We start from the raw sequence: 16,723 nt of genomic DNA, 5'->3' as shown, positions 1-16,723 counted from the left end.
ACTTCCCTTACTGCTGCTGTTCAGAGTTGGACGAATCGATAGTGACTTCATCGCCAGGACGAATCTTTTGTAAGCCTGAGATGACCACAGTGTCTCCTTCTTTCAGGCCGTCAGAGATCAGCCATTTGTTGTCGATGGCACGTTCCGTTGTAATCATTCGCTGTTCGACAGTATTGTCGTCATTAACCAGCATGACATAAGGGCGTCCACGTGGGTCTCGGGTAACGGCTTTTTGCGGTACCTGAATGGCGTCACTTATGCTGCCTTCGCTGACTTCAGCGCGCACGAACATACCAGGGTAGAGCGTCTTATCCGGGTTAGGGAATACCGCACGAAGTAAAATGGCACCGGTGTCTTCGTCAACGCTAACTTCTGAGAAGAGTAATTCGCCTTTTTGGTCGTAATCGAGACCATTCAATTTTAACCGAACTGGAGCGTTTCCCTTGTCGTTGGCCTAAATACGACCCGACTTAATGTCAGCCTGTAATTTCATAAACTGCTTACTGGACTGATTAATATCGACGTAGATAGGGTCAAGTTGATTAATAGTAACCAGAGGGTCAGCCTGTGAAGCTGTCAACAAAGCACCTTCAGTAAAGTTTGAACGACCGATGATGCCACTAATAGGGGCGTTTACTTTTGTGTATTCAAGATTAATACGGGCGTTCTTTAATTGAGCCTCAGCTAAAGAAACTGCGGCTTTATTTTGAGAGAAAGTGGCTTCTGCGCTATCAAACTCATCTCTGCTAACGGCATTTTCGTCCAATAACTCCTGAAAGCGCTTATAACGTAATTCAGAGCTACGTAATACCGCCTTAGCACTTTCCACCTCAGCTTCTGCGCTGGCAAGTTCGGCTTCATAAACGGCGGGATCAATTTGATAGAGCTGTTGTCCTTTTTCGACAAAAGTACCTTCCTCAAAGGTTCGATCAAGCAAGACACCACTGACCTGAGGCCGAACCTGTGCTACGCGGTAGGCGGCAGTCCTACCCGGTAGATCAACGCTTAGATTCAATGATTCAGGGGTTATTGTAACCACTTCTACTTGGGCCGCTTGCTGTTGGCCTTGTTGCTGTTGCTGCTGTTGGTCACTGCAAGCGGCTAGTGCTCCTGTTAACAGGATACCCGTTGCTAAAACTGGGACAAACCTAAAACGCGTGTTCATTAAACCTACCTCTGGCCTATAAATTTATTAGCATTTCGGAATTATACATACATTCATGTATGTTTGTAAAACTATTCGGCAACAGTTAATGCAATTTTTCCTATGGTTTTCTGACTTTCAACTGCTTCATGTGCTTTGCGAAGGTTCTCTGCATTCATTTCGCCAAAGGTTTTACCAAGTGTTGATCGTATTTGACCTTTTTCGACCATTTCAGAAATATGATTAAGTAACTCCTGTTGCTTTATCATGTCGTCAGTATTGAACATAGACCGGGTAAACATAAACTCCCAATGCAGACTGATGCTCTTTTGCTTCATTAATGTAATATCAATATTTTCAGCAGGATCATCTATTAAGCAAAAGCGTCCTTGAGGCGCCATAAACTTCATGCACTGAGTAAAATACTGCTCGCTATGCGTCAGGCAGGCAACATCCGTTACCGGATCTGAACCCGTGCTTTCAATTTGTTCGGCTAAATCGTCGTAATGATTAATAACATGGTCTGCGCCTAAGGCTTTCACCCATTGCTGAGACTCGGCGCGTGAGGCTGTGGCAATAATCGTAGCATCGGTCAATTGAGCGGCGAGTTGAATTAAGATGGAGCCAACACCACCTGCACCGCCAATGACCAATAAAGTCCTCTTTGCGTGAGTAGAGGGTTTATCAATTTGCAACCGATCGAAAAGTACTTCCCAGGCGGTAATGCTGGTTAAAGGCAGGGCTGCTGCCTGACAGTCGTCGAGGTTTTCAGGTGCCTTTCCGACAATTCTGTGATCAACAACCTGCATTTGAGCATTGCAACCTGGACGGGTTAAATCACCTGCGTACCAGACTCTGTCTCCTGGTTCAAAACCTTTCACTTTATTACCCATTGATATAACTTCACCAACAGCGTCCCAGCCTATAATTTTATGGCCGGATTCAGGTGCCATTCGCATTCGAATTTTTGTATCGACGGGGTTAACTGCAATAGCTTTTACTTTAACGAGTAAGTCGTTTTCCTCTGGCTTTGGGTCATCAACCGTAATGTCCAGTAATGAGTTTGAGTCTTCTACAGGAAGTGATTTTTTATATCCTACAGCGCGCATAGTGCTCTCCTTAGTAACAATGATGACACTGTATACGTATTATAAGAGAAACCGATGACAAAAAAGTGGCAGTTAAGAAGAAAAGCCGGCTTGTTCCAGGTTATCTGCAAATGCTTCCAGAGCGGCGACTCCCTGAATGTCTTCCTCTAATAAATAAAGAGAGTAACTTGGCCAAGCGTTAAAACGCTTTGCTATGTCTTCTAAATAAGACTTTTCTTGTGTGCGTCGTTTTGCAAGAAAGCTTCCGTCAGCTTGTTCAGGCAAAATGCGGTTAATGATAACGCCGCCAACAGGCAACTTCTCAGTGGTTAGAGACTGCAGCGCCCGGTCCGTTTCTTGAATAGGAAGCCGCTCGGGAGTTAAAACAAAGAAAATAGAGGTGTAATTTTCATCTTGTAATAATCGGCGGGTTCGCTGGAACAAGCGTTGCCGATTTAACAACTGTTCGGTAATTGCGCGAGTGCGGTCGGTCATACCATCGCTGGCGTTGTCTTTAGGATCGGACATGGGGTTATTAATGTCTTTACCCGCTTTAGGGGATAAATGATCCAATACCGAATCTAAGTTTTCAGAGCGCTTTTGTGAACGCAGCATGCCCTGAGTCCAGGCTGCCATGGCTTCGGGCAAAGTTAGCAAGCGTAACGTATGGCCAGTAGGGGCTGTGTCGAAAATGAGTAAGTCGTAATCTTTTTCTGCCTCATCAATAACGGCACAAATTCTCTCCAGCAAAGCAGCCTCCTGTGCTCCGGGCGACTGCTGTGTTAAGCGCATCTGCCGTTCAATTTCAGGAAAAAGATCAGGGTTAGTAAAGCGCTTCATCTGTGAACTGACACGATCGATATGTGCCTTTACTTCGTGGTCAGGATCGATTTCTAATGCGGTTAAATTTTCGCGTACAACCGTTTTGTGATCACCGATTTGCTGATCAAAAACATCAGCCAGACTGTGGGCGGGGTCAGTTGAGACCAGCAAAACCTTTTTGCCATGACGAGCCGCCAGCACCGCCAGCGCAGAAGAAACCGTTGTTTTACCAACGCCGCCTTTACCGCCAATCAACAAAACTTTTTTATCGCTTAACAACATGAGAAATGAACCCTGTATCTGGTCGGGTTATAAATTAGCAGCAACGGAAGTGATCAAGAGGTGAGTGTTCCATCCCCATGCGTTGATGCCACTCGTGGAAGCGTTCCAACATTAGTGGTTGTAGCTCCAGCGTATAATAGGCGGCCGGATTCGGCACGCCCATCATTTCAGAAAAAACCAGCAGCATGAACAAGTCGTCTTCATCACGCTTTGCACGGGCAATAGCAGAGCGATAGGGCGCATTATAAAACTCGTTTGCTAAGTCGCTTGCACGACTAAACCAACGGCGCACGGACTGAATGTTCATGCTACTTACTCCTGTTTATTCTTGTTTCTGAGCCTTTTGTTCTTTACGGATTTTAGATAATCCGGCACTGGCCTCAAGGGCAATCCAGATAGCCGCAACCAGAACCACTAAATCCAGACCCATTAAGAACCAGTCGCCACTATCGTAGAAGCCTTTAAGCTGAACGATAAGCGCGAATACAGTCATTATCAGTAAGAAAATTAAGGGTAACAGGGTGTAGTACATAGGACGACCCAAGCGTACCAGCATGACAGTAATGACCAATAAAGTTAAACCGGCCAGTAACTGGTTTGTGGTACCGAACAGAGGCCAGATGACTAACCCCCCGGTACCGTCCGCTCCACCGGCACCAAATGCCAGTAATAAGCAGCTACCTACAGCTAACAAAGTTGCCGGAAGGGCTTTTTGCATCCAGTTGATGTTATACAGGTTGCCCCATTCCTGAAAAATATAACGTTGTAAGCGCAGACCGGTATCCATGGTTGTGCCAGCGAAGAGCACCGCCATGACAGTCAGTAAAGTCTCGGAAATACCTACGTCCAGACCCAGACCCTGACTAATGATATTGGCACCGCCTTCAACGAAAGCTGCTACACCGCCCTGACCGAAGGAAGAATAGACGGCCTCCCAGTCGGCTAACGTAGCAAAACCTGCTGTCGCAGCAATAATGGTTGCCAACGAAAGAGAACCCTCACCAATAGCACCAAAGTAACCAACAAAGCGGGCATCGGTTTCTTTATCCAGCTGTTTGGACGTTGTTCCTGAGGCTACCAGCCCGTGGAAACCAGAAATAGCACCACAGGCTATGGTGACGAACAACAATGGCAACATGGAAGGAGTGCCTTCCGGGGTGTTGCTGTTAAAGGCCGGAGCTGATATTTCCGGGCCGAGCAGTAAAGTTGCACCGTAAAGCAGAATAAGACCAATAAATAACTGCAGGCCATTAATATAATCACGAGGCTGTAATAATACCCAAACAGGTAACAATGAGGCGATAGCAGCGTAACCAAACAGGATAAGTACCCATTGGGCGTTATCACTGATTCCCATAACGGTTTCAGGTAACTGAATTGGGAAAGACGGACCGGCCCAAATAAGCGCATATAGTGCCAAAACACCAATGATCGATATGGCACCAAGACCCATCCATTTACGGAAGATTATCTGACCGATAATAAGCGCAACGAAAATTGCTCCCCAAACAGGAACGACAGAACTCGAGAACTTGATGAGCAGACCCGATATTGCTGTGGCGAAAACGGCGTTAACCATCAACAACACCAGGAATATCACGATCATAAATAAGGTTTGAGAGCGTTTTCCGACAACGTCGCCGGTTAAATTACCAATAGACTTTGCTTTATTTCGGTTGCTTGCCCAAATAGCACCTGCATCATGTACGCCAGCAAAAAATATGGTTCCGAAAATGACCCATAGGAAGGCGGGAACCCAGCCCCAAATAACGGCGATAGCAGGGCCGATAATAGGCGCCGCGCCGGCTACAGATGTAAAGTGGTGACCCCAAAGAACATATTTATTGGTAGGGACGAAGTCAACGCCGTCTTCTAATTCATGAGCTGGTGTTCTGAAGTTTGGATCAAGCTTAAAAATTTTCTCAGCAATGAATTTTGAGTAAAAAACATAACCGAGAAACATAGCGCCTAAACCCAGAACCATCATTACGATTGCGTTCATGGCAAAGCCTCATTGTTGTGGTGTTAGACAGATAACGTAAAGTACCATCGGTTATTGTAGCGTAGATTCAATAACCGATGGCATACGACCAATGTCTAATATCTATAGAAGCTTAAAGCATTTAGAGCCTTTTGTTCCCCTGAAGCAGGCGCACAACCAATGAAATTACGAATAGAACAACGAAGATAAAGAAGATAATTTTAGCAATTTCAGCGGCTGCACCAGCAATACCACCGAATCCTAAAATGGCTGCGATAACTGCAACGACGAAAAAGATAAGAACCCAACGTAACATAGTGACCTCACTAATTATTTGAGAAGTTTCAATTAGTAAGGTAGACCATGATTATGAGAATAACTAGTATTCAGAAATGTAAAAAACTGCTAAGGCGTATAAACCTTAGCAGTTTTCAGTTTTTCAGGAGTGATGATTAGTGAGCTTCTGCTGCTGCGTCCGCTGCTGCTTTATCATCTAGCTTATCGGCGTAAACCTGAATGCGGGGCGCTAAGTAAATAGCGTTACTCAGCAATTTCGCTGTTCCCCAGAAGTAGGCACGGAAATTTACGTTGTCGGCAAAACCAATAACCTGTCCACTGCCATAGCGATGAGCGGCAATGTTGGTTTTTCCTTTCAGAATTTCCCGGTTCCGTTCATCGGTGTAGCCACTCATTAATGGTTGTTCTGAATAACGAGCTACTGAAACAAAAGGAGACTCAGGCTCTTCCATAGCAGCAACCGAGTTTTTAAATACCGGCATTTGCTCACGAGGGAAGCCAAAGAAGAGTGGGTGAGAAGTGTCGACTTCCATGGAGAATATCGCACCGGCAATCCGCTGTTCTGAATAGAAGCTATCGCGATCGTCATAACTCATACGATCTTTAGCGAAGGCATCCTGGAAGACGGAGTCTTCGATGAAGCGTGTATGCAGAAGATTATTTTCTGCGAGCCACTCGGCACCACCACGTTGACCAATTATTGTGCCGCCCTGACTAACCCATTGCTTGAGCTTTTTGCGTAACGCTTTGTCGAGGTTACCGTAGCGCCCATCAACCATAATGATATGGCTGTAGCGAGTTAGGTCGGCACGTGAAAGGCGTTCTGTATCGACCATAGAAAGCGGAATGCCCACATGACGGTCCAGGTAGTACCAGGTTTCACCAGCTTCATAGAGGTTTACACCAGCACCAGTCAGCATCATGACGCTGGGCTCTTCTACTGGCTGAATGTTGCGGCTACCTAAATCAACTCCTTCTGGTGTTAACCCGGTTTCTATAGAAGTGACGTGAACGCCTTTTTCTTTTGCTGCCGTTGCCAGGCGACGCTGAACATCTCGCCAGTCACGCTCCTGGTAAGCCTTAGGCACAATGACAGAGCCGGGAGAAAACTCCTGACGACCTTGTTGAGCCTCGACAGTAAACGGCTTGGTGCTTTGACGTACGTGAATATTCTGCTCTAACAACTCCTGCAGTAAACCCGGAGCGTGGTAGTCATCCCAGTTAAATGCGTAGGCGTAAGCGTCGGTAAGCGCCGAGGATTTACGCTCAGGAGCATCCCAGGCTGCATCAGCAATTTGGATGCGACCACGGTGTGTTTCAAATGGCACATTAAAGGCTAACGGAAGCGTCCAGCCAGATACATCATAGAAGGTATTATCAGGGAAGCTCTTACGAGTGCTGAAAATACCCTGAATTAAACCGTACTGCGCTTGCGCCAGTGGTATGTAATAACTGCTGCCGGCTTTAAACTCTTTACCGTTTTGTTCAATGTCTTTTTCGACACGGTAAGCTTTAATATCGTGTTGCTTAAAAATTTCCAGCAAGCCTTCAACTCGTGAAGGGTCACTTGAGTCACCAATTAAGTAACCATCAAAGTTCGCTTTTTTAGCGGCTTCAATGCCTTCATCGTAAGCCCGTTCCTGAAACTCAATAAAACGACTTTTGTTCTTGTGCGTGCCATAAATGGTACTAAGCGAAGCCACAAACTGGTTCCGGATAGTAAAGGGGAAGCTGACTTCACCGTTAACTGAATCCTGCAAATGACCACGGCTGGAGGCCTGCTCAAATAAAATACCGACTGACCCCTGAATGTCCGGATAGGTCGAGCCTTTGCCGTAATAAAAGTCGTCGAACGACTCTTCGGTGTAATAAAGGCTGCCAATATCGTCTAAAGAGTCAGCGTGTTCTGCGGCTAAAATCTCTGTTAAACGAACGTTTTCATCCGGCGTTAGCGGGTTTTTGCGCGACGGAATACCAGGCTGGAAGAAATAGGTGCTGTTGGTGCCCATTTCGTGGTAATCGGTCAGAACGTTCGGTTTCCACTTTTGAAAGTTAGCCACTCGTGCACGTGACTCTGGGTGTTGTAATAACAACCAGTCACGGTTCATATCAAACCAATAGTGGTTAACCCGGCCACGAGTGAACGGCTGTACGTGTTCACGGTGCTGTGGATCGGCAACCAAATTTTGGCTGCGGTGCTGGTTTGCCCACTGTGCAAAACGCGCCAATCCATCAGGATTGAATGCGGGGTCAAGCAGAATAACAGAATCATTCAGAAGCGCGTCAACGGCTTCTCCTTCAGCAGCGGCAAGGTAGTAGGCGAATAATATCGCTGCGTTACTGCCACTGGATTCATCGCCGTGAATACTGTAACCCATATACATGACTACCGGTGTATTGTCCGGATCAGCATCACGGTCAGGGTCGGCTGCCGCTAAATGACGTTCGCGAACATCGTCAATATTGGCGTGGTTGTCTTCTGAGGTAACCGTAAGCAGCAATAACGGACGTTGCTCATGCGTACGACCGGTAACTTCCAGTGTAATACGGTCTGACTCTTCGGCCAGAACTTCCATATACTTAACGATTTGTTCGGGACGTGCATGCCACTCGCCAACCTGATAGCCAAGAACATCTTTTGGCTTAGTAATTTCCGGGTTGTAACTGACATCCTGTGGTAGGTAATACGAAAGGTCTTTTGTTTCTGCCATAGTGGGCAGGGCAACGATGACCAATGCGGCCGCTGTTAAACGGCTTAACATTCGCTTCAACATAGATAGATCCCCTTGGTGTTATTATCTTTCCACCATAACAAAAGCTTTGGAGATTAACTGCTGTTTTCGGTAGGTCGCAGATTTTTAGCGATGCTTATCTCTTTTTCATTTGATAGTCGTACATGGGATCGTAATAGTCGACCAGTAGTCCTTTTATCCATTGCTTGTGTAGCTCTTTACTGTTGCTGCTCAGAGCCTGCTGCAACGTATCACGAAGTTGACGAAACCTGAGATCGCCCAATCGCTTGCGAGTGCGGGCCAAACTGTCCAGCAGGTAGTTTTCAAACTGCGCTCTTGTTGAGTAACGTTTTTCCGCCTCAACAACGTATTCCTGGTAAATAACCTCTACCCGTTGTTCAACGGTGGATTCAATACGATAGCGCTCTGCTTTTTGAGTTGCCAGACGCAGGCACTCGGGAACAGAAACCGAGCCTATATGGCTGCCTTCGTCTTCAATAAAAAGGGTCGTTGCACCTTGTGCTTTCAACTTAATAAGCTCAATAGCTAACTGGTTCTCAAAGTCTATCTGGGTTGGCTGAGGTTCAGGAAAACGGCCGAACGCTGAACCTCGGTGATGCGCTAAACCTTCTAAGTCAATAGAGTGGGCTTTTTCTTTAATAAACTCGGTTTTCTGGCACCCGGTGCGGCCACTGACCACAATCCAGTGAAACTGCGAGACAAGCTCCTCGGTACGTTGTATCAAATGCTGTCTTAAAGCTTTGTAACCACCTTTTACACGAGGGCGTTGTATGTTTTCATCAATTAGCCATTGTTGCACTATTTCAGAGCGCAAACCGCCGCGAAAGCAATAGATAACCGCCTTAGGTTGAGCACTGAAAAAATCTTTCCAGACATTCACCCTACGTTTTTTAGTCTCGCCGCTAACCAGCGCATGGCCGAGTTCAATTGCTGCTTTCTGGCCATGGTGTTTATAACAAGTGCCAACTTTCGCCCGTTCGTCATCCGTCATCAGCGGGTAATTAACGGCTGTGCTAAAAGCGCCTTTTTTAAATTCTGAAGGCGCCCTTAAATCAAGCAACGGCGTATCGTTAATAAACAGCTCGTCGAATTGTGAGTGAGTTATCCATTTACCGGTCATTTATTCGACGACCACCCGGTATGTTTGTGACTGCGCAGAATAAAGCTCACCAATAACCTGTATTAGCTGATTATGCTCGCGACAAGTTTGATAAACGACTTCAACGTCTTCCTTTGCCACGCTGATGAGTAAGCCACCAGACGTTTGTGGGTCACATAAGAGGTTACGCTGGTGCTCCGGCACCGGGCTTATATGTTGACCGTAGCTATCAAAATTTCGCGAGCTACCGCCGGGGACACATCCCTGACTCAGGTAGTCGTGTACGTGAGGCAGTGTCGGGATCTTGTCGAACTGAATTTTTGCATAGAGGTCTGCACCTTCGGACATCTCGATTAAATGTCCGGCCAAACCAAAACCGGTAACATCAGTGATTGCGTTCACACCCTTAATACCAGCCAAAACAGGACCAATTTTGTTCATTTGGCACATGGTTTCAATCGCAATTCCGTTATGTTCGGGTAGCAGCTTTTTCTGTTTTTGCGCGGTCGTCAAAATGCCAACCCCTAAAGGTTTGGTCAGCATTAATACATCACCCTCGCGAGCTGTATCGTTTTGTTTGAGTTTTTGTTTTTCTACCTGACCTGTTACCGCCAACCCAAAAATGGGCTCTGGCGCATCAATGCTGTGTCCGCCGGCCAGCATAATACCCGCGTCAGCGCAGGCTTGTCTCCCACCATCAATAACCTGTTGGGCGACTTCCGCTGACAGTTTGTTGATTGGCCAGCCGAAAATTGCGATAGCCATTAAGGGCTGACCGCCCATGGCATAGATGTCGCTAATGGCATTGGTGGCAGCTATGCGGCCAAAGTCGAAAGGGTCATCACAGATAGGCATAAAGAAGTCGGTGGTACTTAATACAACCTGGCCATTGCCCATGTCATAAGCTGCGGCATCGTCACGGGTGCTGTTTCCCACCAACAGTTTAGGGTCGGGTGCTATATCGAGCTTACTTTGTAATATGGTCGATAGCACTTGTGGGGATATTTTGCAGCCACAACCGGCGCCGTGACTGTACTCAGTTAATTTAACGTCCTGACTCATGGTTGTATGTCTCTGTTGATAGGTTGCTGTAACGATATGAGCGTTTCCGTTGATTGTATTTCATCAATAGCCTGAATTCGATTGATAAGCGTGTGCTGCAGCTGGTTAATCGACGGTGTCATGATCTTAATAAAAACATTGTACTGTCCGGTGGTGTAGTAAGCCTCAATAACCTCTTCCAGCTTTTCCAGTTTCTCAATGGCTGCAGGGTAGTCACCTGCGCTTTTTAAGGTAATACCGATGAAACAACAGACATCGTAGCCTAAGCGTTTGGCGTTAACCTGTAAACGAGTGCCTTCAATAATCTCGGCTCGTTTCATCTTTTCAACGCGAACATGGATAGTGGCCGGACTGACGTTGTAACGTTTGGCGAGCTCAGCATAGGGTGTGCGCGCATCCTCCATTAAGGCGTTAAGTATTGAGCGGTCCAGATCATCGATTTGATAATTTTCAGCTGATTTTTTCATCGTTTGTTAATGCTTCAATAATTAATGTGTCCTTAAATTAACGGAAATTATTAAGTAAAGCTATTTCTGTTAAAAGATATTGAATAAAAAAAACAAAAAGGTGTTAATTGAATCGTTTTTAGCTATTTTGTTTAACGATTCGGAGTGTTTATGAAATCAAAGTACAGGTTACAGCAAGAGAAAATCCAATTTGTAAAAAGCGGCTTTACCCAGCAACTGCAAATTCAGCTGGGACTTATTGAGGTGCAGTCGCCATTACTTAGTGAGCATGGCAGTGGTATTCAGGATGATCTCTCAGGTTGGGAGCAAGCCGTTTCGGTCAAGGTTAAAGCCGTGCCGGACAAAAGCTATGAAGTGGTTCACTCCTTAGCAAAATGGAAACGTTACACTTTAGGTCGCTATGGCTTTAGTGCTGGCGAAGGAATCGTTACACAGATGAAGGCATTGCGGCCTGATGAGGAAGCTTTGAGTTCAGTGCATTCCGTGTATGTTGATCAATGGGACTGGGAAAAAGTCATTACAGAGGAGCAGCGTTCACTGAACTTTTTAACCCAGACAGTCAAGAAAATTTACTCGGCCTTGCGTGAAACGGAGCGTCTGTACGCTGAGGAATATGACGCTAAAAATGTCCTGCCTGAAACTATCCATGTGGTTCATACGGAAGAGTTAATGAAAGCCTATCCGGAGCTCACGGCTAAACAGAGAGAACACAAAATTGTAAAACAATACGGCGCTGTGTTTTTGGTCGGTATTGGTGGTGAACTGAGTCATGGTTATGCCCATGATGTGCGTGCGCCAGACTACGATGACTGGAGCTCTGTTAATGAGCAGGGCAGTACGGGGTTAAATGGCGATATTATTGTCTGGCATCCGGGCTTGAATGACGCATTGGAGTTGTCCTCTATGGGAATACGTGTTGATCAGCTGGCGTTAAAGCGACAATTAGGTTTAAGACGCCAGGAGGAAAAGCTTCAGTTAGCCTGGCACCAGTCACTTTTGGCTGGCGAGCTGCCTTTAACTATTGGTGGGGGAATAGGTCAGTCTCGCGTGGTGATGCAAATACTGCAAAGCGATCATATTGCCAAAGTTCAGTGTGGGGTATGGCCAGAGCCTATAGCTGAAGCTCTATGAGGGCTTATTTATGACTTGCCTTGAAAGTTCTAGACGACTGGTCTAATATTAAAAGCATGAAAAAGAACGATACACGACAACACATCATCACGATAGGTGCTGACCTGATTTCCATTCATGGTTTCGGCAGCACCGGTTTGAACAAAATTTTGAGTGAAGCGCAGGTACCAAAAGGCTCGTTCTATCATTACTTTAAAAGTAAGAACGACTTTGGCCTGGCGGTCATTGAAACATACGCAGAAGAGTACGAAGCGCGTATGAATGAAACTCTGGGCAACGAAAGCTTACAGCCGGTCGATCGGTTACGTTCGTACTTGCGTTGTTCAGTTGAAGATATGAAGTCGTGTGATTTTTCCAGGGGTTGTCTGATAGGCAATCTGGGGCAGGAATTGGCCTCGCAGAGCCCGCTCTTCCGTGAACGGTTAGACGATATTTTTTCTGACTGGGAGTTGCGTATTGCGCATTGTTTAAAAGCGGCGCAAGAAACACAGCAAATTAAGCAGGATGTCGACACTGAACAGATGGGCGCTTTTATCCTGTCTGGTTGGCAGGGGGCATTGCTGCGGGCCAAAGTACAACGTTCTATGCTGCCGCTGCTGCGCTTTGAAAACATGATTTTAAAGCAGTTAGGGGCAGTGGACCAATAGCGTCAACCGGAGGTAAAGCTATGTCAGAAGTACAAGATAAAGTTGTGATTATTACAGGTGCAAGCAGTGGTTTAGGTGAAGAAACAGCTCGTATGCTTGCTAAAAAAGGCGCCAAACTGATGTTAGCGGCGCGCCGTGAAGATCGTTTAAAAGAATTGACTGAGTCAATTAAGAAAGACGGTGGTCAGGCAGCTTACCGAGTAGTTGATGTGACTGATAAAACCGCAGTTCAAAAACTGGCAGATGACACTAAAGCTGAATTTGGTCGCATTGATGTATTGATTAATAACGCTGGATTAATGCCGCTGGCGCCTCTCGATGCACTGAAAGTGGACGAGTGGGACACTATGATAGATGTAAATATTAAAGGTGTTCTATACGGTGTTGCCGCTGTATTACCGGTCATGCGCGAACAGCACGTGGGTCATATCATCAATTTATCATCGGTTGCTGGTCAGAAGGTTTTTGCTGGCGGAACGGTATATTGTGCAACTAAGTTTGCGGTAAAAGCGATTTCTGAAGGCATTCGCCAGGAATCTAATGGTGAAATTCGTGCAATGAATATTTCTCCCGGCGCTGTAGCAACAGAACTGACGGACCACATTAGCGACAAAGACGCGAAAGCAATGGCTGACGATTTATATTCAGATGCAATTGATTCAGCTGCTATTGCTCGTGCCATTACTTTTGCTATTGAACAACCTCAGCAAGTTGATGTGAATGAAATGATCATTCGTCCAACCAAGCAAGAGCTGTAATTTGTTATGAAATATTCAGTTCTTGACTTGGCGCCTGTCACGGAAGATGGGTCAGTGGGTGAATCATTGCGTAACTCTGCTGATTTAGCCCAGCATGCAGAGCGGTGGGGATACCACCGCTTCTGGATGGCTGAGCATCACAATATGACCGGAATCGCTTCGGCCGCTACCGCAGTTGCTTTAGGTTATGTCGCCGGCAAAACCGACAAAATTCGAATTGGCTCGGGTGGTGTGATGTTGCCTAACCATGCACCTTTTGTGGTGGCTGAACAGTTTGGTACGCTGGATGCGTTGTACCCTGGCCGTGTGGATATTGGTCTGGGCAGAGCACCTGGAACAGACGGTCGTACTTTACGAGCGCTAAGGCGTAAGCCGGACGATGCCGAGCAGTTCCCGAACGATGTCCAGGAGCTATTGGGGTATTTGGAAGAAGCCCAGGAAAGCGATGCGATTAAAGCGGTTCCCGGGTTTCAACAGAAAATTCCGGTATGGTTGTTAGGTTCAAGCACATTTGGTGCTCAGCTCGCGGCGCATTTAGGTCTGCCATACGCCTTTGCATCGCATTTTGCACCAGATTATCTACAACATGCATTAAAAGCTTACCGTGATAATTTCCGACCGTCACGTTACCTCAGTAAACCTTACGTGGCTGCGGCAATGAATGTCTTTGCGGCAGATGATGAAAGTGAAGCACGTAAAATGATGAGTTCTATGCAACAGCAGTTTATTGCGTTACGTCGTGGTATGCCGGGTCCTCTAAAAGCCCCCGTGGATGATATAAGAGCGGTCGCGGCTCCGCATGAGCTGGCAGGCGCGAACCATGCGTTAACTTATACAGCAGTAGGTACCAAGGAAACGGTTCAGCGACACCTGCAACAGTTTATTGACGATACCGGAATAGATGAAATTATTCTTACCAGTCATGTGTTTGATCATGACGCCCGGTTACGCTCCTTTGAAATTGCCGCTGATGCTTTAAACGCGTTAGAATAGAGCCATCTTAAACAAGCTATTTGGTTGTATTTATGAGAATTATTATTCGTTACTTTTTCCGGGGTTTGCGACTTGTTTTGACACCCATAGTGTTATTGGTTGAAAAATTAACAACGCCAAAGGGAAAAGAACGCTCAGAACAAGAGCAAAAGCAAGTTGACGAAGCGTGCAAGTCACTTGCCTTGTATCAGTTTGCTGCGTGTCCGTTTTGTGTGAAAGTTCGCAAAGAAATAGCCCGTCTTAATTTGAACATTGAGTTACGAGACGCAAAGAATAACGATGAGCATCGCAATGCGTTATTGAATGGTGGCGGACGCGTTAAAGTGCCATGCCTGCGAATTGAAGAGGGTGATAAAGTACAGTGGATGTACGAATCTGACGATATTAACCAGTATTTAGAAAACCGTTTCGCTTAGTTTGTTCTGGGGCGGTTACTTCCCATCCACTTATCCAGAGCGCGTTGGAAGTCCGGGTCGGTTTTTATCTGAGGAATAACTCGATTGAGTTGGTTGACAGCCTTGCGGCCCCATTCATTATTGCTGCAACCAACTGCACCTTCTATGAATTCATTGTCGTACTCGGCGATTGGCAAGAATACTAATTCACTTCGTTTACTTTGAGTTTCATTGTAGTAGGTCATAATGCTGCTGTAATCGATGGTGTAGTCGATTCGCTCGTTCACGATCATCGTTAATAGGTTAACATTTGCATTATCGCCGCTAATGAAACTAAAGTTATCTGAATCAATCAGGTGCTCTTCAAGAACAGCCTGTAATCGGCCGTATCGCCTTTCAGTGGGCTGTGCAAAGCGTAAATCCGGATCTTTCACTAACTGTGAAAATACAACGGGCTGGCCATAGTTTTTTATAATTCGAGAAGCGATGGATGCACGAGTAATAATGCCATGAGGCTGATAGAGATGAGTTGTTTCGGTGTAACTAAACTCCGAGTTGTAGTTTGTTTTTTTAATTAGGCAGGGAAAGCACAGGTTTTTATTCTTTCTCATGAGCATGGTAATTCGACGGGATGGTAACTTACGTATTTTGTGGGACAGCTCAGGGAGTTGACGCTGAAACGCTGTAACTAAGGCGTCACAAAAGCCAAGGTCTTTATATTCGCCATAAAAAATATGAAAAGGAGGCGATGAATTTACTCCCCATATAATATCTTCTTCATACGCAGCGTGACTGTTTTGACAAAGCAACAGGGTAAAAAAAAGAGCAGTTACTAGCTTTTGAAAACTCATAGAGTCTACCCTCATTTGGTTGTTAGCTCGTTTAACTTAGGCCTGTCCGTACCCAACCAGTAATCAAGGCTTTGTTGAAAATCCTTATTACGACGGATGTCATTAATGGCCTTATCAATCAATTGAGTTGCGTTCTTACCCCATTCGTTATTACTGCAACCGACAGCTCCTCTAATGACTTTGCCTTCATATTCTTTTATTGGAATAAAGCTAAGAGCTTCCTTACTCTTTTGAGCTCCCGCGTTCCGTTGGTATGACTGAATCATCATTTCGTAGTCGATGGTAAAATCAACTCTGTTAATAAGGATCATGGCAAGTAAATTGTATAACGCAAGTTCGCCATATACTTGTTTATGGTGTTTGGTACCCACCAAATGCTCATCAATAAGGTGTTGAATATCACCGTAACGGCGGCCAACAGGTTGAGCGAAACGCAATTCAGACTCGGCTAGTAGCTTTTCAAGTGACACAGGGTTGCCGTATCTCTCTGTAATGTCTTTAGCCAGAGAAGCGCGGGTAATAATGCCGTGAGGAGCGTACAAATGTGTGGTTTTGCTAAAGTAGTAGTTAGGGTTGTAGCTGGTACGGTTTATCATGCAGGGAAAGCACATGCTGCCTTCGCGTTTCATAATGGTTCGGATTCGACCATGCGGCATTTTACGAATAACCTGATCAGTATCGGGCAGTTCGGCCTTGATGGTTTCAACCAAAACATCACAAAAACCGCTATTCACCTGGTCTCCCTGCGTAATATGAAAGGGGGGAGACTCATTGACGCCAAAAATCAAGGGCGCGGACAGCTCATCTTCTTGAGCAATTGCACTGCCGCTCAATAATAAGAAACAAATTAACAGTTTCACGCTGTTTAATTTTACTGTCATGATATGGGGTAACTTTGTTATCAAATGATTAACGTTCATTCCAATTTATCTAAGCATAGAAAAATAGGCAAT

At 45.8% G+C, this 16,723-nt stretch carries 16 protein-coding genes and 1 pseudogene; 5 read left to right on the top strand and 12 right to left on the bottom strand.

Annotation, left to right across the window (positions count from 1 at the left end):
• Positions 1–7: 7 nt before the first annotated feature.
• The 10 genes and pseudogenes from BM359_RS03290 to asnC all read right to left on the bottom strand — a co-directional run bounded on the left by BM359_RS03290 (position 8) and on the right by asnC (position 10,995).
• Positions 8–1,165 (bottom strand): annotated as a pseudogene (locus tag BM359_RS03290) (efflux RND transporter periplasmic adaptor subunit).
• A gap of 71 nt (positions 1,166–1,236) precedes the next feature.
• Positions 1,237–2,253: a zinc-binding alcohol dehydrogenase family protein gene (locus tag BM359_RS03285; protein WP_054487922.1), complete on the bottom strand. Its 1,017-nt coding sequence runs from the start codon at positions 2,251–2,253 to the stop codon at positions 1,237–1,239.
• 72 nt (positions 2,254–2,325) lie between these two features.
• Entirely contained in the window at positions 2,326–3,336 is a 1,011-nt protein-coding gene (locus BM359_RS03280; protein WP_054487920.1) for an ArsA family ATPase, read from the bottom strand.
• 34 nt (positions 3,337–3,370) lie between these two features.
• Complete coding sequence (locus BM359_RS03275; protein WP_011233950.1) at positions 3,371–3,643, bottom strand: cory-CC-star protein; 273 nt, start codon at positions 3,641–3,643, stop codon at positions 3,371–3,373.
• Between the two features lie 15 nt (positions 3,644–3,658).
• On the bottom strand, positions 3,659–5,338 hold the full coding sequence (locus tag BM359_RS03270; protein ID WP_054487919.1) for a carbon starvation CstA family protein: 1,680 nt from the start codon (positions 5,336–5,338) through the stop codon (positions 3,659–3,661).
• Between the two features lie 121 nt (positions 5,339–5,459).
• Entirely contained in the window at positions 5,460–5,633 is a 174-nt protein-coding gene (locus BM359_RS03265; protein WP_074930764.1) for a DUF1328 domain-containing protein, read from the bottom strand.
• 136 nt (positions 5,634–5,769) lie between these two features.
• Positions 5,770–8,388: a M14 metallopeptidase family protein gene (locus BM359_RS03260; protein ID WP_054487917.1), complete on the bottom strand. Its 2,619-nt coding sequence runs from the start codon at positions 8,386–8,388 to the stop codon at positions 5,770–5,772.
• Between the two features lie 94 nt (positions 8,389–8,482).
• Positions 8,483–9,487: a tRNA 2-selenouridine(34) synthase MnmH gene (mnmH, locus tag BM359_RS03255; protein WP_054487915.1), complete on the bottom strand. Its 1,005-nt coding sequence runs from the start codon at positions 9,485–9,487 to the stop codon at positions 8,483–8,485.
• Entirely contained in the window at positions 9,488–10,528 is a 1,041-nt protein-coding gene (gene selD, locus BM359_RS03250) for a selenide, water dikinase SelD (RefSeq protein ID WP_054487913.1), read from the bottom strand.
• Positions 10,525–10,995 (bottom strand): transcriptional regulator AsnC, encoded by a 471-nt coding sequence (asnC, locus tag BM359_RS03245; RefSeq protein WP_054487910.1) that lies wholly within the window; start codon positions 10,993–10,995, stop codon positions 10,525–10,527. Before asnC ends, selD begins: the two co-directional genes overlap by 4 nt.
• A gap of 150 nt (positions 10,996–11,145) precedes the next feature.
• On the opposite strand from asnC, the gene asnA reads away from it, so the two are divergent.
• The 5 genes from asnA to BM359_RS03220 are packed head-to-tail and all read left to right on the top strand — an operon-like array spanning position 11,146 to position 14,940.
• Positions 11,146–12,126, top strand: a complete 981-nt coding sequence (gene asnA, locus BM359_RS03240; RefSeq protein WP_054487908.1) for an aspartate--ammonia ligase — start codon at positions 11,146–11,148, stop codon at positions 12,124–12,126.
• Between the two features lie 56 nt (positions 12,127–12,182).
• Entirely contained in the window at positions 12,183–12,773 is a 591-nt protein-coding gene (locus tag BM359_RS03235; protein WP_054488532.1) for a TetR/AcrR family transcriptional regulator, read from the top strand.
• Positions 12,774–12,793: 20 nt separating this feature from the next.
• Entirely contained in the window at positions 12,794–13,531 is a 738-nt protein-coding gene (locus tag BM359_RS03230) for an SDR family oxidoreductase (protein WP_054487905.1), read from the top strand.
• Positions 13,532–13,537: 6 nt separating this feature from the next.
• A complete protein-coding gene (locus BM359_RS03225; protein ID WP_054487904.1) occupies positions 13,538–14,524 on the top strand; it encodes an LLM class flavin-dependent oxidoreductase in 987 nt (328 codons plus the stop codon).
• A 32-nt stretch (positions 14,525–14,556) separates the two neighbouring features.
• The gene (locus BM359_RS03220; RefSeq protein WP_054487902.1) at positions 14,557–14,940 is read left to right on the top strand and encodes a glutaredoxin family protein; all 384 of its coding nucleotides are present in this window, start codon (positions 14,557–14,559) and stop codon (positions 14,938–14,940) included.
• Here the strand turns inward: BM359_RS03220 and BM359_RS03215 are convergent.
• Complete coding sequence (locus tag BM359_RS03215) at positions 14,937–15,770, bottom strand: TIGR02285 family protein (protein ID WP_054487900.1); 834 nt, start codon at positions 15,768–15,770, stop codon at positions 14,937–14,939. The genes BM359_RS03220 and BM359_RS03215 overlap by 4 nt on opposite strands.
• Before the next feature lie 11 nt (positions 15,771–15,781).
• Positions 15,782–16,651 carry a hypothetical protein gene (locus tag BM359_RS03210; protein WP_054487898.1) on the bottom strand — a complete coding sequence of 290 codons (870 nt, stop codon included), beginning with the start codon at positions 16,649–16,651 and terminating at the stop codon, positions 15,782–15,784.
• Between the last annotated feature and the right edge of the window lie 72 nt (positions 16,652–16,723).

Source organism: Idiomarina abyssalis, from assembly GCF_900116625.1.
GTDB classification, from domain to species: domain Bacteria; phylum Pseudomonadota; class Gammaproteobacteria; order Enterobacterales; family Alteromonadaceae; genus Idiomarina; species Idiomarina abyssalis.
This window is presented reverse-complemented; position numbering and strand designations above follow the sequence as displayed.